We start from the raw sequence: 24,225 nt of genomic DNA on the forward strand, positions 1-24,225 counted from the left end.
ACGGCCGTAGCGGCCGTTCAACCTGTGAACGGCTAAAGCAAACCCGGCCCCTCACGATCCTGCCTTTTCTTCAATCCGCTCTGCGCCCCGTATTCGAAAGATGCCCGACGTTCGACTGACCTTCTTCTGAAATCGATCCAGATAGATGTATACCACCGGGGTCAGATAGAGGGTCATCAACTGAGAAAAGATCAGGCCCCCGACGGTGGCCAGGCCCAGGGGCTGTCGGGATTCCCCTCCGGCCCCGAACCCGACGGCAATGGGGAGAGTTCCCAGAAGGGCGGCCATGGTGGTCATCATGATCGGCCGGAAACGGGTGATGCATCCCTGATAGATGGCCTCCTTCGGGCTTTTCCCCTCCTTTCTTTCCGCAGCCAGGGCGAAGTCGATCATCATAATGGCGTTCTTTTTCACCAGGCCCACCAGCATGATGACCCCCACAAAGGCATAGACGTTGAGATCCACATCAAAGATGAAAAGGGTCAAAAGGGCCCCGAATCCCGCGGACGGGAGGCCGGAAAGGATGGTCAGGGGATGGATGAAGCTCTCGTACAGGATCCCCAGCATGATGTATATGACCAGGATCGCCATCAGGAGGAGGAGCCCCAGGCCGCGCATGGAGTCCTGAAAGGCCTGGGCCGTCCCCTGAAAGCTGGCGCTGATCCCCTGGGGGAGGGTTTCGCGGGCCACCTTCTCGACCGCGGCGACGCCGTCTCCCAATGATACGCCCGGACGGACATTGAAGGAGATGGTCACCGCAGGCAGCTGACCCAGGTGGTTCACGGTCAAAGGCCCGAGCCCTCTGGTAATGGTGGTTACGGCATCGAGGGGAACGAGCCGGCCGGAGGCGGACCGGATATAGAGGAGTCGGATCGCCGCCGGGTCCAGCTGGTACCCGGGCTGAAGTTCAAGGATGACCTGATAGTCATTGTTGGCCGCGAAGATGGTGGAGATCTGTCTGGAAGAATAGGCGCTGAAGAGGGCGTCTTCGATCTGATGGGCCGTCACCCCCAGTGTTGCAGCCTTGTCCCGCTGGATTTCAATGTCGATCTGAGGGTTCATGACGGCCAGGTCGCTGGTCACGTCCTGGAGTTCCTTGAGGCCCCGGAGTCGCGCCTCCAGCAGGGGGGCGTACCTGTAGAGTTCATCCGTATCCGGACCCTGAAGGGTAAACTGATACTGGCTCTTGGAGAGGGACCCGCCGATCCGTATAGGAGGAGGGTTTTGCGCGAATGCCTGAATTCCGGGGACGGCCGCAAGTTTTGAACGAAGCTGTTGAATCACCTCATCCACATGAGGGCGTTCTTCACGGGGTTTAAGACGAATGAACAGGCGGCCGGTGTTGTTGGCCCTGCCGCGGCTGCCGCCGCCGATCCCCGACATGAATGATTCCACGTTGGGATCCTCGGTGACGATGGCGTTTAAGGCCTGCTGGTGACGGACCATGGAGTCAAAGGAGATCCCCTGGGCCGCTTCGGTGATGGCGAAGATGCGGCCGGTATCCTCACTGGGGAGGAACCCCTTGGGGATGATGATAAAGAGGTAGAGGGTGGCGATGAGAACCAGGGCAGACACGAAGAGGGTCGCCAGACGGTGATCCAGGACCCGCGTAAGGCTCCACCGGTACACATCGAGCATTCCCTGGAAGACCTTTTCAGAGGCGTTGTAGACGCGGCCGTGACGCTGGGCCCCGGGGGGGCGCAGGAAACGGCTGCACAGCATGGGGGTGAGGGTGAGCGATACGAATCCGGAGATGAGGACGGCGCAGGCGATGGTGACTGCAAATTCATGGAGGAGTCTTCCCATGACGCCGCCCATGAAGAGCACCGGCACAAAGACCACCACCAGAGAAAGGGTCATGGAGACAATGGTAAAACCGATTTCCCTGGCCCCGTTAAGGGCCGCCGCCATGACCCCTTCCCCCTGTTCCATGTGGCGGACGATGTTCTCCAGCATCACAATGGCGTCGTCCACCACAAAACCGACCGAAAGGATGAGGGCCATCATGGAGAGATTGTTGATGCTGAAATCCATAAAATACATGGCCGCAAAGGTCCCCACAATGGATATGGGGAGGGCCAGACTCGGGATAAGGGTGGCGGACAGGTTGCGCAAAAAGAGAAAAATCACCATCACCACCAGCCCCACGGCCAGGAGGAGGGTGAACTTGACGTCTGCCACCGATTCACGGATGGATTCGGACCGGTCATAAAGGACATCGATCTTGACCGAGGCCGGAATATTCGCCCGAAGGGTGTTGAGGATCCCCTTGATGGCATTCACCACCTCCACCGTATTGGTGCCGGGCTGCCGCTGAATGGCCAGCACGATGGCCGGGACATCGTTGAACCAGGTAATCGCCTTATCGTCTTCAGCGCTGTCCATGACGCGGCCGATGTCCTGAAGGCGCACCGGCGCTCCCCCCCGGTAGGCGACCACCACCGGACCATAGGCCTGCGCATCCGTCAACTGGCCGCTCGCCCGCACCGTGACGGCCTGCTCGCTTCCCCAGAGGGTTCCTGTGGGGAGATTCACATTGGCCTTCTGGATGGCGTCGACCGCCTCATCAATCCCGATGCCCCTCGATGCGAGGGCCTTGGGGTCCAACTGTACCCGGACCGCATATTTCTGGGCGCCATAGACCATGACCTGGGCCACGCCCGTGACCATGGAGATCCGCTGGGCCAGCAGGGTCTCCGCATAATCGTTGACCGTGGAAAGGGGGAGGGTGGGGGAGCTGAGAGAAAGATAGAGCACGGGATGATCCGCGGGATTCACCTTTCGGTACGAAGGGGGGCTGGGCATATCGGACGGCAATTGTTTGGCCGCGGCGGTAATGGCGGCCTGAACATCCTGGGCGGCGGCGTCGATATCGCGGCTCAGATCAAACTGGAGGGTGATCTGGGTGTTGCCAAGATTGCTTGTGGAGGTCATGGAGTCGATCCCGGCGATGGTGGAAAACTGCCGCTCCAGCGGGGTGGCCACGGCCGAGGCCATGGTCTCCGGGCTTGCCCCCGGAAGGGCCGCTGTCACCAGGAGGGTAGGAAAATCCACATTGGGGAGATCGTTGACCGGGAGCTGGCGATATCCCATGATGCCGAAGAGGAGGATTGCCGTCATGACCAGGGTGGTCATCACCGGGCGGCGTATGAATATGCCGGCGATATTCATGACGCGGGGGGAGCCTTTATGAGCCCGCTTTTGATTTCCACCTTCATCCCCGGGACCAGCCGAAGTGAACCGTCCGTCACCACCCTTTCCCCGGGCGAGAGTCCCCCGGTGACGACGGTTTCGCCGTTCAGGGTCCGTCCCAGGGTCAGCTTCCGGTATTCAGCGGTCAGCTCCTGGGTGACGATGAAGGTGTACGGTCCTTCCTGGCCGGTCTGGACGGCCTGGGACGGAACCACGGTAACGTCTCTCTCCATATCCAGAATGACCACCACATCCACGAACTGACCGGGCCAAAGCCGATTTTCTTCATTAAGAAACGTCCCCTTGAGCCGGATGGTCCCGGTGGTCCTGTCCACGCTGTTATCTATGAAGGTGAGGCGTCCCTGCTCCGTCTCTTTCCGGTCGCCCGGAATCCGGGCCTCCACCTTGAGATCTCCCAGTATGGGGTGTCTTCTGATCGTTTGAAGCTCCTGCTCGGGGACGGAAAAGGCGACATAAATGGGATGCACCTGATGGATCTCCACAAGGACCGCATCGTTGGCCTTGATGATATTGCCTTCCTTCACGTGAAGATTCCCTGTGCGACCGGTCAGGGGTGAGTGTATGTAACAGTATTCCAGCCGGAGCCTGACGTTCTGAAGATTTGCGCGGGATGCGCGAACCGCGGCCTGGGCATGCTCCAGGGCCGCGTCCGATGCCAGCAAGGCGGCGCGGGCCTTCTCCACCCCCGCCTCATCTGCGAGTACCATCGCATTCAGGGCGTCCGCCTTCATCTGTACCTGATCGTATTCGTCTTTGGATACATTCCCTTTCGCGGCCAGTGCGCCATACCGTTCCGCCTGCACCCTGGCGGTCCTGGCCTCAACCTGGTCTTTGGTCAGAATGGCCTGGGCGTGTTTCAGTTGCGACCCATTGCTGACCCGGTTGGCCTGGGCCTCCTTCACCGCTGAGAGGTCCCTTTCGAGGATGGCCTCCGCCTGTTTCAGGGCCGCCTCAAAGGGCCGGGGGTCGATTACGAAGAGGAGATCCCCCTTTTTCACCTCCTGACCCTCTTGAAAGGCTGCCTTTGTCACTTGTCCGTCCACCAGGGATTTTATGGCAACAGAGGCGTAAGGTTCCACATTACCGATGGTGATGAGCTGGACAGGGACATCCTTTCGGATTGCGGAACTCACGGTGACAGGTGCCGCCGTCTTTTGCTTCTGGTTTCCCTCGGTCTGGGACGAGCAGGCGAAACAGAACATCAAAAGGCCTGAAAGGAGGACCGGGATCTGCTCCCTCCAATACCCCCTTTTCAAACGGCGTCGATGTTGCCGATAAATATGCCTGCGCGATGTCGTCACCACCTCAATCTTAATCTCCCTTAATCCAACCTGCCTCTGAATAAGGAACGTGAGAGTCCAAGTTCTCACGTCATGCCGGACTCGATCCCCGCAAGTACGGGGAACATTTAACTTCTTAAAAAGACACGGATTCCGGCTCCCGGATCGGAGTCCGGGACAAGCTTCGCCGGAATGACGGCCTGGAATTTATGCATTCAACAAGATCAGTACATTACGAGAACTTTGGACTGCGGAGTAAGGAACGTATCCACGATTTTTCAAAATATTCGCATTATACTCACCATCTGTCCGTGGTCGCAACAGAGAAATGAATGCCGGAGATGTTGTTTCGGCATTGACCCTCCCCCTGGGTTAGGGTATAAATGCCATCGAAGATATCCCGGGCGACGGGAAGGATCGTAGGTCGAAGGGTGATACCTCCGGTCGGTGGAGGGGGAGAGGCGCCCATTCGGGGGACGGCGTAATGGATGGCAATCTCTCTTCCCCAAGTTTGTCTTACACGTCACACACGAAAAAATGTCCTGGAATATGGAAGGTTAATCCCGGGACTTCAACAAAGTTATTAATTTTGACCGACCTGTTTTCCGTAGATCTGATGATACTTAGTGGGTTCCGTCTGAGGGGCCGGCACCGGTTGAGGAGTTGATAATGGGGCAGGGAAAAAGTTCTTCTATTGCCGACAGGTATTTCCGTTCTGAAGAATGGGCGCAACCGTTTGTGCAGGACCTTTTTTCTTCACCGCTTGCCTTGTCTGTCCTTCTGGATTCCATCCCCGTGGGGGTGGCCGTTCTGGACGATCACCGTCGTTTGCTCTATTTCAACCAATACCTGGAATCCCTGACCGGATTCCATCGTGAGCAGGTTTGGGGGCTGCCCTGCTGTGATGTGCTGCGGGCCGATGTCTGTCCCCGGCGTTGCCCTTCGGCCACCAAGACGTCCGGCAGTGACGCGGGATCCTCGTTGGAAGGGGATATCATCAACAAAGACCGGCGTAAAATCCCCGTCCGCCTATCCTCTATTCCGCTGTTTAAGGAAGATGGGAGCGTGCTCGGGTACATGGAAGTGGTTGAGGATATCCGGCTGCTCAAGGCCTCGGAGACAGCCGGGCATGCCTACAGTTTCGGCGAAATGATCGGGCACAGTCCCAAAATGGAAGAATTGTTTCGAATCATGCCCGTCATCGCCCAAACCGATTCCTCTGTCCTGATCACCGGGGAAACGGGAACCGGCAAGGATCTGGCCGCCGAGGCCATCCACCAGGCCTCTGAACGCGCCCGGGAGCCCTTCATCAAAATCAACTGTTGCGCCCTCCCCGACACCCTCCTGGAATCGGAGCTTTTCGGACACATCAAGGGGGCCTTCACCGGAGCAGTCTCTGACAAGCCGGGGCGTATGCGCCTGGGACACAAGGGTACCGTCTATCTGACCGAAGTCGGTGATCTGCCCCTTTCCCTGCAGGTCAAGCTCCTGACGTTTCTCGATGACAAGATTATCTATCCCCTGGGCGGCACCAAAGGGTTTCAGGCCGACGTCCGCGTCATCGCCGCTACCCATCGCCCGTTGGAAAGAATGGTTCGGGACGGTCATTTCCGCGAAGACCTCCTGTTTCGATTGAACGTGGTGCGGCTGCACCTTCCGCCGCTCCGGGAAAGGGAAGGGGACATCGACCTGTTGATGGGTCATTTTCTTGGATTGTTCTCCGGTCGTTTTCATAAAAAAATTAATGGCTTTTCTGAAAAAGCTGAACCGATACTGAAGAAATACGCATATCCGGGCAATGTTCGCGAGTTGCGAAATGCCATAGAATATGCGGTCAATATCTGCCAGGACGAACGTATCAGACCCGAACATCTGCCGGCTTACATGACGGCGCCCCAGTCGTCGGCTTCCGAACCGGGGACGCCGGTAATGGCCGGCCCTTCAGAACTGCTGTCCACACTGTCTCGATCCCAGGGAACCAACTGGCCGGAAATGGAAAGACAGATGATCATCAACGCCCTGATCCAGGCGAAAGGGCGAAAGAACAAGGCGGCCTCGGCCCTCGGCTGGGGCAGGAGCACCCTCTGGCGAAAGATCAACCAGCACGGGCTTGAACCTTAGCAGTGCCTGAACGAAGACCAGGTTTTCGCTCAGGAAATCCGAAATCCGAAGCTCGAAATCCGAAACAATGACCAAAACCCTAAATACCTCAATGACAGAAACATCCTGTTTTTAAGCTGTTGGTTTTTATCATTTGAACATTCGATATTCGCATTTGTTTCGGATTTCGAAATTCGATATTCGGGTTTTGGCTGAACAGGGGTTTCCGTTCGGGAACCAACTATAACGCGATTCGTATGAAAGACAAAAGACCATGGGAGGCAAACTACTGATTACCTTGAGGGAAAACCATGTGGCGCCTCGTTTTGATCTGACCACGGAGGTCCTGCTGCACAGCGGCGGAAATTCAGGCGACGCAGCCGCACGAAAAACCCTCGTTCTTCCCCGTGCCTCGGCCGAGGAACTCTGTCACCTGATTCTTGCCGAAGAGGTGCGAACCGTCATCTGCGGCGCCATAGAAGAGGAGTATTATCAGTACCTGACGTGGAAGAAAATAGATGTCATTGATTCCGTCATGGGGCCGTGGGAAAAGGCCCTGGAAAGATGCGTGAACGGCCGTCTTCGACCCGGAGACATCCTCCACCCGATTCCCGGAAAACACCCGCTATGAGCAGATTTTTCAACAAGGCGCTTACAGTCAAGAAAAACGATGAAGGACGCTCACCGGCCTGGTACCAGAAATTACGGCGAAACATCACCATCCTCATGTTGCTGGTGACCCTCTTGCCCCTTTCGTTTATTGCAGGGTTCAATTATTATGTGTACCAGGGCGCCTTAAAAAATGAAATTATGACGCCTTTAAAGGCGATGGTCAACAAGACCAAGCATTCTTTTGAACTCTTCCTGACCGAAAGGATCTCCGCAGTCAGCTTCATCGCTTCAGCATATACGTTTGAGGAGTTGGCGGACCAAAATACCCTGGGCCGCATTTTTCGGGTCATGAAGAAGGAATTCGGCGGGTTTATAGACCTGGGACTCATTAACAGCGCGGGAAAGCAGGTGTCTTACGCCGGCCCCTATCGATTAGAGGGAAAGGAATACGCCGGCCAGCCCTGGTTCCAGGAGGTCCAGCTCAGGGGGACACATATCAGCGACGTCTTTATGGGGTATCGCCAGTTTCCCCATTTTGTAATCGCGGTCCAGCATGTGAGCGCCTCCGGGCGGGCCTGGATACTCAGGGTCACCATCGATACACGGAAATTCAACGAGCTCATTGCCTCCATGGGTCTGGATGCATCCACCGACGCCTATATCCTCAACCGGGAAGGAACCTTCCAGACCACATCCAAGTTTTACGGCAGGGTCCTTGAAAAATGTCCCAACTGCCCACCGCCGATCAGCTATGAGCCCACCATTATGGAGACTGTGGACGACCAGGGCCGCGAAATCCTTTTCACTTATACGGATTTCCAGTCCGGGCCTTTCCGTCTGGTGGTGGTCAGCCGGCGCTCCGAGGTTCTTAAAAGCTGGGTCACTTTTAAGAATGAGATATTTTATGTGTTCGTTGTAAGTGTTATTCTTATCAGTATCGTGATTATTAAGCTGACCGGCATGCTGGTGAGGCGCATTGAAGAATCCGACCAGAAGCGCGAACTGGCCTATCACGAAATGGAATACACCAGCAAACTGGCATCCATCGGCCGCCTGGCCGCCGGGGTGGCCCATGAAATCAACAATCCGCTGGCCGTCATCAACGAAAAAGCCGGGCTGATGAAAGACCTGATGACCATGGAAGGTGGCGTGGTCGACATGAAGCGGTTTCAAGGCCTGACCGACGGCGTGCTGACCTGCGTGGAACGGTGCAGGGCGATCACCCACCGCCTTCTCGGATTTGCCCGCAGGATGGACGTCTCCATCGAGGTCATTAACCTTAACGAAGTCCTTCGCGAGGTGCTCAGTTTTCTGGAAAGGGAGGCCTTGAACCGCAACCTGGTCCTGCATCTGGAACTCGCAGAGGATTTGCCCAGCATCCTTTCCGACCGGGGCCAGCTCCAGCAGGTCTTTCTGAATATTCTCAACAACGCCTTTGACGCGGTCAAGGACGGTGGCCAGGTCACCATTAAATCATTGGAACGGGACCCGGATCATGTGGAAATCTCTATCAGCGATAATGGTGTGGGGATGTCGGAGGAGACCATGAGGCATATATTTGAGCCCTTTTTCTCTACCAAGAAAGGATATGGTACCGGATTGGGGCTCTCCATTACATACGGCATCGTCAAGAAACTGGGGGGTGAAATCAAGGTCGACAGCCGGCTGGATAAGGGAACGGTGTTCCAGGTGATTCTGCCCAAGAGAAGCGAGCAGGAAGGAGAGTAAGGATGCAAAAAGGAACAAAGGTACTCCTTGTGGACGATGAAGCGGAATTTGTCCGCACCCTGGCCGAACGGCTGCAGATAAGGGGCATCCAGGCCTTGGTGGCCACTGACGGCGTCGAGGCGCTGCAGGTCGTTGAGGAACATGCGCCTCCCATAGTCGTTCTGGATGTGATGATGCCGGGGATGAGCGGTATTGAAGTCCTCCAGCGTTTGAAGGAGCGACACCCGGATATTCAAGTTATTCTGCTGACCGGCCATGGCTCCACCAAGGAAGGCGTTCGAGGCATGCGCCTGGGGGCGTTTGATTACCTGATGAAACCTGTGCACATCGAAGAACTGATCAAGAAGATGGATGAGGCCTACGACGCCTCCCGGTAATCCATCGCTACACAAAAGGGGTTGAAATGAATCAGCAGGAAACCGCCTTCATGGGGCGCATCACCGCAGGCCTCAGCCATGAAATAAATAATGTCCTGGCGATTATCAAAGAATCTGCCGGCCTGATGGACGACATTATCAGACTTTGCCCGGAGAATGTTGTTCCCCACCAGGACCGGCTGGTCAAGGCCGTGGACAATATTCGGAAACAGGTGGATCGAGGGGTCGATATCGTCACCGGACTCAACCGCTTTGCCCACAGTATGGATGAATCACGCGCCCGAATCGATCTGAACGAGCTGACAGCCCGGATGGTCTTCCTGATGCAGCGGTTCGGCCGCAAGCGGCGGATCCGCCTGAGCGCCGTGCCCCATCCCGAACCGGTGATGATCGAAACGGATCCCTTTTGTCTGGAAATGCTCCTGGCCGCGGGCGTGGATTTCTGTCTGGACCGGGCCGAAGAAGGATCTTCCCTCGTCCTGCAAGTGCGGCTCGTTGACGACCGGCCGGCCGTATGGATGGGTTCAGGCCCTGATTTATCTCCAACGACCTTTTCGGTCAAGGAGCCCTGCCCCGGGGATCTTCTGCCGCTTGAAGAAGACTTGGAACACCTGAAGGCCGATATCTTCGTGGTCGGAACAGCCTCCGCGCCCGGTTTACTCATGCAATTCAGGTGATACGGTAATCTCTTGGTTTACAGCTTCTCTACTGTGAGCATGTCCAAACGCAATCGTGACGCATCTGAATGAGCTTTTCAATTTGTTTCATTTAGGTGTATCATTTAGTTTCATAATGTTTTAGGGCGGGCTTCTGCAAAGGCCTAAGCGCCACATCCTGCTGTTTTCATTTGCATTATCATTTTGGCACAGGCCTTGCTCATTGAATCTGAGTTCGGTTGACCTGGGATATAACGGCCTGTTGCGGGTCGGCAACCATCTGGCACTCACCAAGGATTTCTCCGGTGGGGCAAATGATAGCGTTGGCGAGGAGTAGCGAGCGGAACAAGATGTTAAGGACGGCCCCTCGAGTATTGATCATGGGGACGGACGCCTTGAGCAGGGGGAGCCTTGGTTCCTGGTTGAAGCGTCATGGCTGTCATATTTGCGAAGCGGAACATCAGATGGAGGCCCGAACAATTCTTCATGAACAGGAGGTCGACGTGGTCCTGTTGGGATTGAACGATTACGGGACCGATTCCCTCTCCATCATCCGGGGGATAAGCCGCTCATCAAGAGCCCCGGCCTTCATCCTGTTGACTGACCCCCCAAATATCCGCCTCTCCATGGAAGGCATGAAACTGGGCGCATTTGATGCCCTGACGGTTCCGGTTGATGTGAATTTGCTGGTGGAACGCATCTCCGCCGCCTGCTCCGGCAGAAGAAAGGCCCTTGGTCGACATTTGGAGATCGCAGGAAAGGTCACCAGAGGCCGGTCTAAGTCGCTACGGTCGTTCTTGGATGCCGTCGGCTTGAACAAGGCCAAAGGCCGGTTCGGTGTCGCCAGATTCCCTTGAGTTCCCGTAATCAGGAAATCTTTGATGAAAGGAATCGCTGATGGAGAAATTTCGAGTCTTGCTCGTCGATGATGAAGAAGATTTTGTCAGGACGCTTTCCGAGAGGCTCCAGATGCGTGATCTGGATTCCCAAACCGCCTTCGACGGCGAAGAGGCGCTCGAATTGATGGAGGATGGCATTCCGGACGTCATGGTGCTTGACCTGAAAATGCCTGGCATAGACGGTATGGAGGTTCTTCGCCGGATGAAGAAGCTCTATCCCGGTGTGCAGGTCATCATTCTTACGGGACACGGCTCGGACAAGGACGAAGCGGAGGCACGGCGTTTGGGGGCTTTTGAGTATCTTCAGAAACCGGTTAATCTGGAATACCTGATGGCCGTCCTGAAGAGGGCGTATCAGAAGAAGGTGGAGGCCTCGTCCATAGACGCAACCTTCGACGACGCCGGATAACCGGATGCCGGCTCGGGATCTAGGTGGAGTGTGGGAAAGACAAAGGGTTCAACCCCTGAACAGGATGGGCAATCTGCAGGATGGAGAAAGGAGACGCCTTATGCCAGATGGTGTGAAGGTCTTAGTGGTTGACGATGAGGAGGAATTTGTTGACGCCCTGGCCCAGCGGCTGGAGGTCCGAGGGTTCACGGTCATGACCGCCTTCAGCGGCGATGATGCCCTGGCCGTTGTACAGGACAAACCGGTGGATGTGGTGATCCTGGACGTGTTGATGCCTGGAAAGGACGGACTTCAGACGTTGAAGGAGATCAAGCAGCTCAAGCCGTTGGTGGAGGTGATTATGCTCACCGGACACGCAACCGTGGAGACGGGCATCGAGGGGATGAAGCTGGGCGCTTATGATTATCTGATGAAACCGACCGACACGGAAGAACTGGTATCTAAGATCAATAAGGCCCATGGACGTAAGGCCGAGCATGAGGAGCGAATCAGCCAGGCACACATTAACAATCTGATCAAGACACGGGGCTGGTAATCACCCACCCGTGTGGGTTTCAGGATCGTCCGACGTTTTTCATCGGGCCGCCTTGGAATTCAGCAGTTCCCGGGTCGCGCGTTTAGGCCCTTATTCCCTGGTCTTCTGTCATGAAAACAAGAAAATATGGCCATCCTTCCACTGCACGCTTAGCCTTCCGTCATTCCGGCACGTTTCTAGCCGGAATCCAGAAATACGGCGGACTGGATTCCGGCCAAGGGCATGCCGGAATGACGGGACAGCACACAGCCGTTTTGGTTGCGGATATCCGCTTTAGTATTCCTGTGGGTGACGTCTGTCGTCACCGGAACGAGGTGCATCTTTATGGGTAAGCAGATGGTAAAAGATATCATGGTCTCTTTGGCTGAATACGCCACCGTATCTCAGAACGCCTCACTGTATGAGGCCGTGCTCGCGCTCGAGAAGGCACAGAATGCGCATGTTCAGAATCAATACACCCACCGTGCGGTCCTGGTCTATGACGATAAGGGACACATTGTGGGGAAGCTGAGTCAAAACGATGTACTGCGGGCCCTGGAACCCAAATATAAGGACATGGGGGATATGAAGAGCATCACCCGAACCGGCTACACCGCCGAATTCATCGCGTCCATTATGGAAAGCCAGGGCCTCTGGCGAGATCCCCTGGCCAACCTCTGCCGCAAGGCCGCTGAAATGAAGGTTCGGAGCATCATGTACACCCCGGTGGAGGGTGAATATGTGAAAGAGGGGGCCACCCTCGCTGAAGCCATTCATCAATTGATCATGGGTCACCATCAATCCCTTCTGGTGACCCGTGACGGGGAAGTGGTGGGTATTTTGCGCCTGACCGACGCATTTGAAGCTATTTGCGACATGATCAAGACCTGCCGTTTGTAAGGTCGGCAGGCCTTATCCCGAACGCTCGTCGACCCGGATCATTCCAGACCCACGGCGACGGAAACGGTCATCACAAAACTTATTTTTACCATGGGTGGTAAGAATTCCGAGACGTCTATTTACACAAGGAGATCGGTAAATGAGTTCCCAACCAAACATAACTGCCACAGAAGAAAAAGTGAACTGGACCCGCTTAATTCTCATGCTTGTGGGGCTTTCTTTGTTTGTCCTTGTCTATTTTTCACCGCCATGGCCGGATGCCGTGGACCCCATGGGCAAGCATTTTCAGTTGTCGCAGGAAGGCAAGGGGGCACTGGCCGTCTTTCTCATCGCCGGGACCTGGTGGGTCTTTGAAGTGGTCCCCATCGGCGTCACCAGCCTTCTCATCGGCGTGCTGCAGGCCCTCTTTCTGATCCGGCCTGCCAGCCAGGCGTTTAAGGACTTCATGGACCCGTCGGTGATGTTCATCTTTGCCTCCATTGTGGTGGGCCTTGTTTTCACCAAGACGGGCCTCACTCGCAGGATGGCCTACAAAATGTTGAACATTGTGGGGGAAAGAACCAGCATGATATATCTGGGCTGTTTTTTGGTGACTGCCGCCCTCACCCATATCATGGCCCATACCGCTGTGGCCGCCACCCTGTATCCTTTGCTGATGACCATCTATGCCCTTTACGGAGAGGAGGACAAGCCGAGCAAATTCGGCAAGGGGTTGTTTATGGGAATGGCCTATGTGGCCGGCGCAGGCAGCATCGTCACCCTCCTGGGGGCGGCCCGGGCTGCGGTGGCCATCGGCTTCTACAACGAGATCGTGGGCAAGGAAATCAGCTTTTTCGGGCTGAGCTATTATATGTTTCCGGTGGGCTGGATCATGGTTTTTCTGCTCTGGGGGTTCTTCATGGTCTTCTTCAAACCGGAGAAAAGGGTGATCCCCGGGCTCCGGGAGAGGGCAAAAAACCTCAATGCCCAACTGGGGCCCTTGTCTTCAAAAGAAATTCTGGCCGGCCTCATCGTTTTTGCCATGATCGCGGCCATGTCCCTCCGGTCCTTTATCCCGGCCCTTCAACCCATCGACAAATCGGCCATCATTCTCATCTCCACGGTCCTCTTTTTTGTCCTGCGCATCCTGGATATCAATGACCTGGAAAGCATCCCCTGGAACATCATCCTCCTTTTCGGCGGCGCCATGAGCATCGGGTTCTGCCTCTGGCAGACCGGGGCGGCCGAGTGGCTGGCCATCAACTGGCTGGCCATGTTCAAGGAGGCCCATTGGTTTGTTTTTGTCATGGGCATCACCTTCTTTGTCCTGATCATGACCAATTTTATCATGAATGTGGCTGCCATCGCTATTTCTCTCCCCGTGGCCCTGGTTATAGCCCCGTATCTCGGCGTGTCCCCTGAGGTGATCGTGTTTGCCTCACTGGTGGCCGCGGGCATGCCCTTCCTTCTGCTGGTGGGGGCCGCGCCCAATGCCATCGCCTATGAATCCAAGCAGTTTTCCAGCGGCGAGTTCTTTGGGTTCGGAATCCCGGCAAGCGTTATTCTGATGGTGGTGGTGGCATTTGCGGTCTATATCCTATGGCCGTTGATGGGGATGCCCATTACCGTGAATTAAACATGACGTTCACCAATAAAAGAGGACGCGGCCAGATGGCCGCGGCCTCTTTTTGCCTTACGGCCCCCCGTTCAGGGAGGCCTCGGCCCCTGATTCATGGCCAGATGTCTATGGTGGGATAAAGCCCTTTCCTCGGCCCTTCCGGATATGGCTGAATAATATTAAAAGAGATGTTCTGGCCCTTCTGGGCATGCCCTTTTTTCTTGGTCCCGTCGAAGTAGGCCCCGTTGGCCTCCAGAATATGCTCCAAACGATCCCGAAAGCCGTTCACAAAGAAGGCACCGCTTCCGTTAAACCTCATGGCCCCCCGCCGGACTTCTCCTTTGCACGTTGACAGCTCCGCCAGGGGGATGCTGTGCCCGGCCAGGTCTTTTGCATCCTGGATATACCCCCATATCAGGTGGTCAGGAGGTATTTCCAGCGGTTCTTTGAGGTCTATTATGGTATGGGGCATGACAATGCTCCCCTTGCCGATGCCCAGACTGCATTCCGGGGTCCCGTGGAGGAAGGCGTTAAAGCCCACAAAGACGCCTTCTCCCAACTGTGCATTGATTATCTTCCCTCCATGGGCGGTGATGTTCTTCCCCTCAAGGATGGACCGGATGATATAGCAGTTTTCCTGAGCATTGGATCCCACCCCGAGCCATGCATCTTCGAGATAGGCCCTTTGGGCGACCAGGACGTTTTCGCTGATCCGGGTCTGGCCCTTCACCACGGCATACCGGCTCAGGGCCGCACCCCGGGGCACCGCAATGGCGGGTTTACATCTCACCAGTTCAAAGACCTGTTCAAAATCCTGTTTTCTCTTCTCCACAAAATCCATGAAGACGCCCTTCGGGGGCTCTCCCGGCTTCAGGCGGACATAGCGCTGCAAGACATCTTCCGGGAATTGATAGGTGAAATCAAAGTCATCACCATACCGGATCCATATTCGACCGTCCGGAATGAATTGATGGGCCAGTTCTCCTGCCTGTACATAGGCGAAGGTCCCGATGACGCAGTCGTGAAGGGTGGTGAGATCCACCGTGCTGAAGGGTCCGAGGAAGCTCCCTTCCACAGGGGACCCGTGGATATTGGCATAGTGGAGGGAGACAATATTCTGGATCAGAAATTCTTCAGGGCATTCCGGGTCATGGGAATGGTTGTGCACCAGGTTCTTGACCAGGTAGCTGTCTTTGATGCGGATCACTTCATCATCATGGAGCGGGATTTCCAGGCCGGAATGTTTAAAAACGTCTCCGCGCGCCTTGAGTTCGTCGCCTCGGATGTCGCTCTTGTACAACACCGAGTGATCCACAATGCATTTGCCGAGAAAATAGCTTCCGGCAATGCTCGAATGCTCGAAATGAAAATGGATCGGGTGGTGAAACGTCAACCCGTAAAAGGCATAGAACCGGGAGACCTTGGCCCACGGGATCACCCCTCGAACATACGGTCCTACGTCAAAACCGGGTTCCCTCAGATTTACGTTCACCCGGTCGATGATTCGATTTACAAGTCGGTCCAAGGCATTCATGGCAGTTCCCCTCTCCTTGCAGATGAGACATCTTCGGTTTGCGGTCCAATTGCCGATGTCGAGCCGGCTTTCAGCAAAGGAGAATAGGAGAACAGGGATTCGGATGTCAATTCAAAAAACGCCCATCCTCGGCGGCAAGAACGGCGGCTTTAAGAGAATCCGGCCTTGGAATTCCCGTCATAAAGACGCATTTTGGTTGGTTCGGGCCTCGGTATCGCGGTATGTGTTGTCCTTTCTTTTGACAACTGGAACGGTCGGCGCTATATTCGAATCCGCAGTAAAATGCCTTTTTTAATAGGTGGGCAGGAAAGCTCACGAAGGAGACCGGTTGTATGGAAGACAACGAACTGGATACACGTGCGGAAGAAGAGATGCCCGACCCAACAGAAGTGGATGAAGAAGAAGACTTTTCCGCGCTCTTTGAGGAAAGTCTGAAAAAGGTTAAAAAGCGGGTCCAGACCGACAGCCAGGTGTCGGGAACCGTGGTGAGCATCGGCGAGGAATGGGCCTTTGTGGATATCGGAGGGAAGAGCGAAGGGGTGATCGCGACCCAGGAGCTGCTGGGCGAAAACGGGGAGCCCACGGTTTCGGTCGGAGATCCCATCTCTGCCTATGTGGTAAGCACCCGGGACGGGGAGACCGTCTTGAGCGTCAAGATGACCGCCGCGGCCTCCAGTGAATCCCTGGAAGGGGCCTACAGGAGCGGGCTGCCCGTAGAGGGGGTGGTGGCCTCCGAGCGCAAGGGCGGGTATCAGGTAAGGGTCTTTGGCAAAGAGGCCTTCTGTCCCTATTCTCAGATGGACCTGCGGGGGGTTTCGGATCCCGAGGGATATGTGGGGAAGAAACTGGTGTTTCGGATCGCCGAGTATGAAAACGGGGGCCGTAATATTGTTTTGTCCAGAAGACAGATCCTGGAAGAGGAGCGGCAGAAGATGGTTGACCAACTCCGTCAATCCCTCCATGTGGGGGACCTGATCCCGGCCTTTGTCACAAAGCTGGCCCCCTACGGCGCCTTCGCAGACATCGGCGGCATAGAAGGTCTCATCCCGATGTCCGAATTGGCCTGGCACCGGGTGGCCTCGGCCTCGGATATCCTGACCCCCGGAGACACGGTCAGCGTGAAGGTCCTGGATCTGGACTGGAAGGGAGGACGGATCAGCCTCAGCCTCAAGGCCACGCAGGAGGATCCCTGGATCACTGTTGAAGAGCGCTACACCGAAGGTGCGATTATGACCGGACAGGTGATGCGGCTGGCCCAGTTCGGGGCCTTTGTGCAGCTTGAGCCGGGGATTGAAGGGTTGCTCCATATCTCCGGCCTGGGTCTCGGGAGAAGGGTGGCCCATCCGAGGGAGGTGGTCTCGGAGGGAGAAGAACTCCAGGTCAGAATCGTCTCGGTGGACGCGGCCGCACGGCGAATCGGTCTGGAATTGAATTTTCCATCTGCTGATGACAAGGAGGGGACGCAGGAGGACCTGCAGCCGGGGGCCGTTCTGGAAGGGACCGTGGATGCCATCAAGCCCTATGGGGCCTTTATCCTCCTTCCCGGCGGGAAAACAGGCCTGCTTCATATTTCCGAAATGGCGGGGGACACCACCGGGGACCTGCGGCGAAAATATCCGCAGGGATCTTCGGTCACGGTCCAGGTGCTCAACGTGGACCCGGGGGCCGGGAAGATCTCCCTCAGCACAAAGGGCCTCAAAGAGGCGGAAGAGACCCGTGCCTTCAAGGCCTACCAGGGCGAAAAGGGGGGCTCCGGATCATTCGGGACCCTGGCCGCGGTTTTCAAGAAGGCGAACCGAAAAGAGAGATCCTTCCAAAAGTAGATTCGGGGGTCTTTAGTACCTTCTTGCCAGGTTCTCTGTTATGAAAAACAAGAAAATATGGCCATCACTCCATTGCGCACTTACCTTTTCCGTCATTCCGGCACGGTTTTGGCCGGAATCCGGAAATACGCCGGAGTGGATTCCGGCTAAGGGCATGCCGGAATGACGGAACACCACACAGGCGGGCCAGGGCGCGTCATTGACCGGGTCCTTCCGTTTGATCCTCACTGTTGTCCGGACCGGATGACGTGCTTCTGAGATCACCGAGGATCTCTTTTATCTCTTCGTGGTATTCCCGGGGGGCACTCACATGGCCCCACCCCTTCTGGGTCTGGAACAGGCCGTCAAAGGCCGTATCGTGGAAGGACCTCATAAGATGGGGGATCTCTCGCTCGTTCAGGACGGAATCCAACAGCTGGGCCTCGAAATCATTATCAAGTACGTCAACCTTCTCATATTCGTCCATGCTTTTTCCCCTCCCTCGATCATAAATAATAGCACGTCCGCCGGATTTTGGTAAGCCCGTTTGTCCCGCCCTACTTGAATACCACCGAAGGGAGCCACGTCACCGTGGAGGGAAAGAGGATCACGATTTAAAAGGGGCGGATCAGGAGTGTCCGGGAACCCGTTTCCCCTCAACGCAAAGGGGCCTGCGGGTTGCCGGGGAAGTATATTTCCTCTGCACGGGCCGGGGCAGGCACGATGTCCGTCCTTTGACGCCGGTGAGGTGAGTGATGAGAAATCCCGTTTTCAGGCAGTACATAGGCGATTTCGCCAGGCAAGTCAAGGGTGAAGTGGCGGCATGCGGGCACCCCGGTGGATGCAAAAATCGCTCCCGGATCCGGAAGCCGATCCTGACGGGTCTTTGTGGATAAGGCCCGCTGAAGGCGTGAGAACCCCCGGATCGGCTGAGAAATCTTCTCCATCCGTTTTCCCGTCGCCCGCACCCCCATCTCCTGATATAAAAATACCGCTTTTCCTGCAGGGGTATGAGGGCTTCACCCCATTGTCGCCCAGAGGGAAACAGATAATATTGAACCGGAAACGGCCCTTTTTTCATTGGCTCTAAAAGGAAAAATGGTTTGCCGGGTAGCCGTTGGAGAATTCCCGGGTCGGCGTGTTTTGCGGGATGTAGGGGCTGAAGGGATCGGGGCATGTTGTTAGGAGGTCATCTGCCGGGTGGACGGGGAGAAAATAATGCTGAGAAAACTTTTGCTCATGGTCGGGGTTTGTGTGCTCATCCTGTCCGGGTGTTCGACGGTTCGGGTCAGCCAGGATTACCGGTCGGGGAGAGATTTTTCAGAGCTGAGGACCTATCGTTGGCAGCATCAGGGGGATGAGAAAAAGGTCCGCACGACATCGGATGATCCGCTGGTATCCGAGCGCATCCGAAATGCGGTGGATCGAATCCTCTCCTCCAAAGGATTCCGTGAGGAGACCATTGATCCGGACATCTTGGTTGATTATCGATATACTGTCCGCCAGGTCATCGAGTCCGACGATTATGGGCCGCAGGTGGGCGTGGGGACATGGGGCTGGAGAAGCGGCGTTTTCGGCGGAATCGGCATCGGCTCCGGAGGTTATGTCCGCACCAGTCAAGAGGGCGTGTTGTTGATCGATTTTATCGATCCGCAAAGCGGCGCGCTCCTGTGGCGGGGCAAAGGAACCCATTATGTGGAGGAGCATTGGGGTCCGGAAACAAAAACCGAGAAAATCAATGAATTGACCGAGAAGACGCTCGCTCAGTTTCCACCGGTAAAGAATCCCTGAGCCTACGGGCAAACTTCTTCGCACCTTGCAGAGGAAGTCACGAACATAGAATCTAAGGCGGCCTAACTGCCGCAACCAAACAGGTTTCACCTATGGACGCCCGTGGGGGTCTCTGCCCAAGAGCTGCAATAAAATGCGGTCGTATCGTTCGGCGGCCGCCCCCGGGCTCCGAATAATGTTTACGGAAAGGCAGCAAGGACATACCCTCCCATGAAAGGCTGTACTTGGGGCTGGAACAGACTGTATTGTAAAGCCCTGCTGCCGTCCCCACGAGCTGTATTCGGTTTTTGTCCCGCCTCCTGGGCGGGAGGCAGAGACCCCCACGGGCAAACTTCTTCGCACGTTGTCCCGCAAGGCGGGATTACAGACAAAGGGCCTAACGCGGATGCCCTCACCAAAACGCCTGTGTGCTGTCCCGTCATTCCGGCATGCCCTCAGCCGGAATCCAGTCTGCGGGTTTTCTGGATTCCGGCCAAAACCGTGCCGGAATGACGGAAGGGTAAGTGTGCAGTTGAAGGATGGCCATATCTTCTTGTTCTTCATGACAGAAAACCCGGCAATAAGGGTCTACTCCCTCCGGTCGGAACATGGGGGTACCCGCAGGATCATCCGGTTTTTTTCTCTGCCAGCGCCTCCCTCCGCAATTCTCTCTTCAGTACTTTTCCGGCCAGGCTCACGGGGAGTTCCCTGCGGAAGACCACCTCCCGTATCTTCTCGTAGCCCGCCACCTTGGGGTTTACATAGTTGAGAATTTCCTCTGCGCCGGCGGTCTCACCGCCCTTGAGCACCACATAGGCCCTGGGATACTCGGTTACGGCCGGATCCGGGATCCCGATGACCGCTGCCTCCTTGATTTTGGGATGCTGGTAAAGGAGTTCTTCCAGATTTCTGGGAAAGACATTATACCCCTTATATTTGATCATATCCTTGATGCGGTCGACGATATAGAGGTAACCGTCTTCATCCATCCGGCCGATGTCCCCCGAGTGCAGCCATCCGCCTTTAAGTATGCCTGCCGTCTCTTCAGGCTTATTCCAATAGCCTTTCATGACCTGGGGTCCCCTTTGGAGGATCTCACCCTCCTCTCCGATGGGCACGTTCCGCGTATCATCCATAAGATCCGCGATCTTTATCTCTGAATCGAAAAGCGGAATGCCCACGGACCCGGCCTTTCTGACCCCTTCACGGGCCGCAGGGTTGATGCATATGGCCATGGTGCATTCGGTCATGCCGTAGCCTTCCACAAAAACGCCTCCGATGAGTTCCTTCATCCGGTTCAGATACTCCAACGGCAGGGGACCTGCGCCGCTGGCCGCAATCCGGACCTTCTTGAAACTGGCGGCATATTCGGGGAAGTCCTTATGGTTCAGCAAGGCCGTGTATATGGGTGGGGCCCCGCCCAGTGCATCGATCGGGTACTTTTTGAGCACCCGAAAGTACTCCTGAACATCGAATCGCGGAAGCACATAGTTGGTGGTCCCCACAAAGATGGGGTAATTCAGATAGGCGATGGTGCCCATGGCATGAAACCAGGGGACCACCGTGATGCTCATACGATGACGCCCTTGAGGATTGCAGTTGTCCGGTCGCAGATTCTCCACCACCTTATCCCCGAACAGGGGTGCATTCCAGTTGGTCACCTGACTCACGTTGACGATGGTATTGTAATGGGTGATCATGGCCCCCTTGGGAAATCCGGTGGTTCCTCCGGTATAGGCCAGAACAGCGACGTCTTCCCGTGCATGGATAGGGACCTGGGGGGGATCCGGCGGGTACCGGGCGAGAAGATGCTTAAACGAATAGGTGCCGGCGGCAGGGTCCGCAATGAAGGGGGCGATATCCTTTCTTTTCAACAGGAGGAAGCCGTATTTTTTGATCAATGGAATGACGTCTTCTATGCCTGAGACAATGACCCTCTTCAGGCCGGTCCCGGCCTTCACCGCCGTCAGTTTGTCCATCAGGATGTTGAGCCTGAGGGTGATCAGGGTCTCGGCTCCGGAATCGGTTAACTGATGCTTGAGCTCGGCCTCGCTGTTCAAGGGCGAGCACATGGTCAAAACGGCCCCCAGTCTCAGGACCCCGTAATAGGCGACCGCAAACTGAGGACAGTTGGGCATGAAGAGGGCCACCCTGTCTCCCTTTTTCACCCCCATATGGGCCAGGGCCGCGGCCAGGCGCCTGGACTGATCGCAAAGGTCCCCGAAGCTCATGGCCTTTTCCATGAAGATCAGCGCCGGCCGTTCAGGAAAACGCGTGGCAGTGGCATCCAGAAAGTCCACGATGTTTCCTTCATAATACTGAAGTGTCCGGGGATAGACCTTGGGCCACACCCTGTACCATGGTTTTTCCATTGCTGCCTCCCATGTCCTTTGAGTGATAGACGGAAATGCGAGCAAGAAGCGGTCCGGCGTCCGGGCGTCGGAATAAAAGCAAGGGGTTGAAGCCGGCAATACCAAACCAAAGGAAACTGAAATTATTCGGATCCTCCCGGGTGATCCTCAAGCACAAGGGGTTTTGCCCCGCCCCGCTTCCGGAGCCAGTTGATGGATTTAATGACCGACCTCCTCCTGACAAGCCAATTCACCATCCGATCCTTGCCTGCAAAATCCGCCAGGATTACCCCGATCAAAATCGTCAGCACCCCTTGGCCCGGCAAAACCAGCATGAGAAGCCCGGTCCCGATAAAGGCGTAGCCCATGATGTTTTTGACCACTTTCAGTCCGGTTTTTATGACGGGGTTTTGAACAGCCAGAATCCTTCTTTTTTTCCTCGGCCTGGTAAAATAGTCAGGAGGAATCTTAACGGCCACCACCGGCGCGACGATCAGGCTGACGAGAAAAAAGACCGACGATACAGCCGCCACCCACCAAACGACCGCTTCATTCGCTTGAATCCAATCCATGAGATACGCTGCCCCTGCCCCCTGCTCCTTTATTACTCCCGGTTCCCTGGTTTCAGGCCCCGGTCTCTTTCCGTTTTTTGAGGGCCAGGGCTTCTTTCAATCCTTTTTCCCGGATCACCTTAAGCTTGAGCCGCATCTCGGTGAGTTTGAAAAAGCGCCGGCCGTATTTTTTGAGCAGCCCCTGGTCGATGTCAAACCCCAGCCCGGGCCGGCTAAAGGGGTGCAGCATCCCGTGGGCATCCGGCAATATGGGCGCGATGACGCCCTCGCGGTACTGCGGAATCCAGGAGGGCTCCTCCAGGGGATATTCCAGGGGGAGGGCGTTGTCCGGGTCGGAGAGGACCATGTTCCAGTTGATGTAAAAGCCGATGCCGTTGGTCCAGGTGTGGGGGGTGTAGAGACGCCCGAGGGCGTGGCAGCGCTCGATCACTTTTTGCACCTGGGCAATGCCGCCGGCAAAGGTGGCGTCGGGCTGATAGATGTCGAAGCAGTCCTTCTCGAACATGATCTTGATTTCGTCCCAGCCGTAATTGAGTTCTGCCCCGGCGATCTTGACGGAAGCGGCCTGTTTGAGCGCGGCGTTGCCGTCGTAATCGCGGCTGTCCAGCGGCTCTTCCAGCCATTCGATCCCGTTGTCCGCGCAGGCAGCGGCAAACTCAACGGCCCGCTTCAGGTCCCAGGCCGGAACACGATCCACGATGGACACCAGCCACCCCTGGTTGGCATCCACCCCCAGAACCATGTCGTCGCCGATACCCCGTCGGATGGCGGAGATGTTGTCCACATCTTCCTTCAGGGTCCGGCCCTTGACCCGCAGTTTGGCGCATTTGAAGCCGCGGGCGCGCATTTCGTGAAGTGATTCGATTCGCCGGGCAGGAGGGCGCATCTCTCCGGTACTGCAGTACACCTGGATGGGTCGCGCCCGGCCCCCGAGCAATTCATAGACCGGCTTTCCCGCCGCCTTGGCCGCGATGTCCCAGCAGGCCGGCTCGATCCAGAAGTTGCGCCACCCGAGAAAGCCCGCCTGCTTGAGGAGATCCTGGACCCGCTCGATATCCGTCGGATCGGCCCCCATGAGGTAGCCGCCCAGGAGGTCACCCAGCCCCTGGCGTTCCTTTCCCATGGCCGATCCGGCCGACCATCCCTCGATGCCGGTGTCGGTGACCAGGCGGATCAGGGTAAACCGGTTGTGGGTCTGGGGATAGCCCGGGATCCAGGTGGGCCAGAAGGTGGCCGCCAGGGGCACGCTCACATGGTAGAGTTCGATCAGGGAGATTTTCAAATTGATCCTCCTTTACCCGCTCGTCTGTGGCGGTCGACACGTGGCAGTATGTTACAACGGCGCCCGGGCGTCATCTCATCTTTTCCGTGCAAACCCCCATGAAAAGGAAAGACCGAATTCCTCCGGGCCGCCCATTCTCACCCCTGCCAAAAAAAGCAGAGGCCAGGAACTTTTTCATGCCGGCCTTGGTCATCAGATCGCTGTAAAATTTCACATCCACCCGCTTTCGTTCAACATCGTTTCCCGGTTCGCCATAGGCATAACAGAGGTCATGGGGCAAACAGCATTTGTAGGTGATATCCTCCCATCGGCACCCGGTGAAAAGCCCCAGCATCTCGTCCGGCAGGCACGAACATCCATCAAATTTCCAGCTGTTATATTGCTCCAAATTTGCGGTGATACGTTCTACCAGATAGTCCAGTTTGAAATGGCCGCACAATGCAAGCCCCCTTTCGGTGGTGATCATTTCACCAATCTGCGGCAGTTCCATTCTTTACTCCTTTCAGATAAGCAAGAATTCTCACACAGAGTCACAAAGGTTTTCTTGTTTACAGGCGATGAACAATTTACCGCTGTTATAGCATCGGCTCCAGAAAAGTTGTGCCGGGTACGGGGTTATAGAACCCTTG

21 protein-coding genes are annotated in these 24,225 nt (G+C 56.0%); 12 read left to right on the forward strand and 9 right to left on the reverse strand.

The features are described 5' to 3' along the window. Positions 1-51: 51 nt before the first annotated feature. Both K9N21_15410 and K9N21_15415 read right to left on the reverse strand, forming a co-directional pair. Positions 52-3,171, reverse strand: coding sequence for an efflux RND transporter permease subunit (locus K9N21_15410; protein MCF8145303.1), 3,120 nt, complete (start codon positions 3,169-3,171; stop codon positions 52-54). Beyond that, positions 3,168-4,415, reverse strand: coding sequence for an efflux RND transporter periplasmic adaptor subunit (locus K9N21_15415; protein MCF8145304.1), 1,248 nt, complete (start codon positions 4,413-4,415; stop codon positions 3,168-3,170). The genes K9N21_15410 and K9N21_15415 overlap by 4 nt, the downstream gene beginning before the upstream one ends. A gap of 747 nt (positions 4,416-5,162) precedes the next feature. On the opposite strand from K9N21_15415, the gene K9N21_15420 reads away from it, so the two are divergent. From K9N21_15420 to K9N21_15465, 10 genes are all read left to right on the forward strand, one after another. Further along, positions 5,163-6,614 carry a sigma 54-interacting transcriptional regulator gene (locus K9N21_15420; protein MCF8145305.1) on the forward strand — a complete coding sequence of 484 codons (1,452 nt, stop codon included), beginning with the start codon at positions 5,163-5,165 and terminating at the stop codon, positions 6,612-6,614. A gap of 253 nt (positions 6,615-6,867) precedes the next feature. Beyond that, positions 6,868-7,224 carry a dinitrogenase iron-molybdenum cofactor biosynthesis protein gene (locus tag K9N21_15425; GenBank protein MCF8145306.1) on the forward strand — a complete coding sequence of 119 codons (357 nt, stop codon included), beginning with the start codon at positions 6,868-6,870 and terminating at the stop codon, positions 7,222-7,224. Beyond that, positions 7,221-8,933 carry a sensor histidine kinase gene (locus K9N21_15430; protein MCF8145307.1) on the forward strand — a complete coding sequence of 571 codons (1,713 nt, stop codon included), beginning with the start codon at positions 7,221-7,223 and terminating at the stop codon, positions 8,931-8,933. Before K9N21_15425 ends, K9N21_15430 begins: the two co-directional genes overlap by 4 nt. Before the next feature lie 2 nt (positions 8,934-8,935). Continuing rightward, positions 8,936-9,310, forward strand: a complete 375-nt coding sequence (locus tag K9N21_15435) for a response regulator (protein MCF8145308.1) — start codon at positions 8,936-8,938, stop codon at positions 9,308-9,310. A 26-nt stretch (positions 9,311-9,336) separates the two neighbouring features. Continuing rightward, positions 9,337-9,987 carry a hypothetical protein gene (locus tag K9N21_15440; GenBank protein MCF8145309.1) on the forward strand — a complete coding sequence of 217 codons (651 nt, stop codon included), beginning with the start codon at positions 9,337-9,339 and terminating at the stop codon, positions 9,985-9,987. Positions 9,988-10,280: 293 nt separating this feature from the next. Continuing rightward, on the forward strand, positions 10,281-10,823 hold the full coding sequence (locus K9N21_15445) for a response regulator (GenBank protein ID MCF8145310.1): 543 nt from the start codon (positions 10,281-10,283) through the stop codon (positions 10,821-10,823). 40 nt (positions 10,824-10,863) lie between these two features. Beyond that, positions 10,864-11,274, forward strand: a complete 411-nt coding sequence (locus tag K9N21_15450) for a response regulator (GenBank protein MCF8145311.1) — start codon at positions 10,864-10,866, stop codon at positions 11,272-11,274. A 100-nt stretch (positions 11,275-11,374) separates the two neighbouring features. Further along, entirely contained in the window at positions 11,375-11,809 is a 435-nt protein-coding gene (locus tag K9N21_15455; GenBank protein ID MCF8145312.1) for a response regulator, read from the forward strand. A 324-nt stretch (positions 11,810-12,133) separates the two neighbouring features. Beyond that, positions 12,134-12,688, forward strand: a complete 555-nt coding sequence (locus K9N21_15460) for a CBS domain-containing protein (GenBank protein ID MCF8145313.1) — start codon at positions 12,134-12,136, stop codon at positions 12,686-12,688. A 139-nt stretch (positions 12,689-12,827) separates the two neighbouring features. Next, complete coding sequence (locus K9N21_15465) at positions 12,828-14,303, forward strand: SLC13 family permease (protein ID MCF8145314.1); 1,476 nt, start codon at positions 12,828-12,830, stop codon at positions 14,301-14,303. Between the two features lie 94 nt (positions 14,304-14,397). On the opposite strand, the gene K9N21_15470 is transcribed toward K9N21_15465, so the two are convergent. Further along, a complete protein-coding gene (locus tag K9N21_15470; GenBank protein MCF8145315.1) occupies positions 14,398-15,819 on the reverse strand; it encodes a transferase in 1,422 nt (473 codons plus the stop codon). Positions 15,820-16,151: 332 nt separating this feature from the next. Between K9N21_15470 and K9N21_15475 the strand changes: the two genes are divergently transcribed. Further along, entirely contained in the window at positions 16,152-17,642 is a 1,491-nt protein-coding gene (locus K9N21_15475) for a S1 RNA-binding domain-containing protein (protein MCF8145316.1), read from the forward strand. Between the two features lie 196 nt (positions 17,643-17,838). Here the strand turns inward: K9N21_15475 and K9N21_15480 are convergent, their stop codons facing one another. Both K9N21_15480 and K9N21_15485 read right to left on the reverse strand, forming a co-directional pair. After that, positions 17,839-18,108, reverse strand: a complete 270-nt coding sequence (locus K9N21_15480) for a hypothetical protein (GenBank protein ID MCF8145317.1) — start codon at positions 18,106-18,108, stop codon at positions 17,839-17,841. A gap of 169 nt (positions 18,109-18,277) precedes the next feature. Beyond that, positions 18,278-18,568, reverse strand: a complete 291-nt coding sequence (locus K9N21_15485; protein ID MCF8145318.1) for a hypothetical protein — start codon at positions 18,566-18,568, stop codon at positions 18,278-18,280. A gap of 271 nt (positions 18,569-18,839) precedes the next feature. Between K9N21_15485 and K9N21_15490 the strand changes: the two genes are divergently transcribed. Further along, on the forward strand, positions 18,840-19,412 hold the full coding sequence (locus tag K9N21_15490) for a DUF4136 domain-containing protein (GenBank protein ID MCF8145319.1): 573 nt from the start codon (positions 18,840-18,842) through the stop codon (positions 19,410-19,412). A 605-nt stretch (positions 19,413-20,017) separates the two neighbouring features. Here K9N21_15490 and K9N21_15495 read toward each other — a convergent pair. The 4 genes from K9N21_15495 to K9N21_15510 all read right to left on the reverse strand — a co-directional run bounded on the left by K9N21_15495 (position 20,018) and on the right by K9N21_15510 (position 24,086). Beyond that, positions 20,018-21,763 carry a long-chain fatty acid--CoA ligase gene (locus K9N21_15495; GenBank protein ID MCF8145320.1) on the reverse strand — a complete coding sequence of 582 codons (1,746 nt, stop codon included), beginning with the start codon at positions 21,761-21,763 and terminating at the stop codon, positions 20,018-20,020. Between the two features lie 122 nt (positions 21,764-21,885). Further along, on the reverse strand, positions 21,886-22,314 hold the full coding sequence (locus K9N21_15500) for a hypothetical protein (GenBank protein ID MCF8145321.1): 429 nt from the start codon (positions 22,312-22,314) through the stop codon (positions 21,886-21,888). Positions 22,315-22,366: 52 nt separating this feature from the next. Next, entirely contained in the window at positions 22,367-23,596 is a 1,230-nt protein-coding gene (locus K9N21_15505) for a mandelate racemase/muconate lactonizing enzyme family protein (GenBank protein ID MCF8145322.1), read from the reverse strand. 70 nt (positions 23,597-23,666) lie between these two features. Continuing rightward, a complete protein-coding gene (locus tag K9N21_15510; GenBank protein ID MCF8145323.1) occupies positions 23,667-24,086 on the reverse strand; it encodes a hypothetical protein in 420 nt (139 codons plus the stop codon). Positions 24,087-24,225: the final 139 nt, after the last annotated feature.

This window comes from Deltaproteobacteria bacterium (assembly GCA_021737785.1).
Classification (GTDB): Bacteria; Desulfobacterota; DSM-4660; order Desulfatiglandales; family Desulfatiglandaceae; genus AUK324.

Excerpts from the sequence above, each read along its gene's own strand:
- K9N21_15410 (MCF8145303.1), bottom strand. The coding sequence starts at position 3,171 with ATGAATATCGCCGGCATATTCATACGCCGCCCGGTGATGACCACCCTG.
- K9N21_15415 (MCF8145304.1), bottom strand. The coding sequence starts at position 4,415 with ATGTTCTGTTTCGCCTGCTCGTCCCAGACCGAGGGAAACCAGAAGCAA.
- K9N21_15420 (MCF8145305.1), top strand. The coding sequence starts at position 5,163 with ATGGGGCAGGGAAAAAGTTCTTCTATTGCCGACAGGTATTTCCGTTCT.
- K9N21_15425 (MCF8145306.1), top strand. The coding sequence starts at position 6,868 with ATGGGAGGCAAACTACTGATTACCTTGAGGGAAAACCATGTGGCGCCT.
- K9N21_15430 (MCF8145307.1), top strand. The coding sequence starts at position 7,221 with ATGAGCAGATTTTTCAACAAGGCGCTTACAGTCAAGAAAAACGATGAA.
- K9N21_15435 (MCF8145308.1), top strand. The coding sequence starts at position 8,936 with ATGCAAAAAGGAACAAAGGTACTCCTTGTGGACGATGAAGCGGAATTT.
- K9N21_15440 (MCF8145309.1), top strand. The coding sequence starts at position 9,337 with ATGAATCAGCAGGAAACCGCCTTCATGGGGCGCATCACCGCAGGCCTC.
- K9N21_15445 (MCF8145310.1), top strand. The coding sequence starts at position 10,281 with ATGATAGCGTTGGCGAGGAGTAGCGAGCGGAACAAGATGTTAAGGACG.
- K9N21_15450 (MCF8145311.1), top strand. The coding sequence starts at position 10,864 with ATGGAGAAATTTCGAGTCTTGCTCGTCGATGATGAAGAAGATTTTGTC.
- K9N21_15455 (MCF8145312.1), top strand. The coding sequence starts at position 11,375 with ATGCCAGATGGTGTGAAGGTCTTAGTGGTTGACGATGAGGAGGAATTT.
- K9N21_15460 (MCF8145313.1), top strand. The coding sequence starts at position 12,134 with ATGGGTAAGCAGATGGTAAAAGATATCATGGTCTCTTTGGCTGAATAC.
- K9N21_15465 (MCF8145314.1), top strand. The coding sequence starts at position 12,828 with ATGAGTTCCCAACCAAACATAACTGCCACAGAAGAAAAAGTGAACTGG.
- K9N21_15470 (MCF8145315.1), bottom strand. The coding sequence starts at position 15,819 with ATGAATGCCTTGGACCGACTTGTAAATCGAATCATCGACCGGGTGAAC.
- K9N21_15475 (MCF8145316.1), top strand. The coding sequence starts at position 16,152 with ATGGAAGACAACGAACTGGATACACGTGCGGAAGAAGAGATGCCCGAC.
- K9N21_15480 (MCF8145317.1), bottom strand. The coding sequence starts at position 18,108 with ATGGACGAATATGAGAAGGTTGACGTACTTGATAATGATTTCGAGGCC.
- K9N21_15485 (MCF8145318.1), bottom strand. The coding sequence starts at position 18,568 with ATGGAGAAGATTTCTCAGCCGATCCGGGGGTTCTCACGCCTTCAGCGG.
- K9N21_15490 (MCF8145319.1), top strand. The coding sequence starts at position 18,840 with ATGCTGAGAAAACTTTTGCTCATGGTCGGGGTTTGTGTGCTCATCCTG.
- K9N21_15495 (MCF8145320.1), bottom strand. The coding sequence starts at position 21,763 with ATGGAAAAACCATGGTACAGGGTGTGGCCCAAGGTCTATCCCCGGACA.
- K9N21_15500 (MCF8145321.1), bottom strand. The coding sequence starts at position 22,314 with ATGGATTGGATTCAAGCGAATGAAGCGGTCGTTTGGTGGGTGGCGGCT.
- K9N21_15510 (MCF8145323.1), bottom strand. The coding sequence starts at position 24,086 with ATGGAACTGCCGCAGATTGGTGAAATGATCACCACCGAAAGGGGGCTT.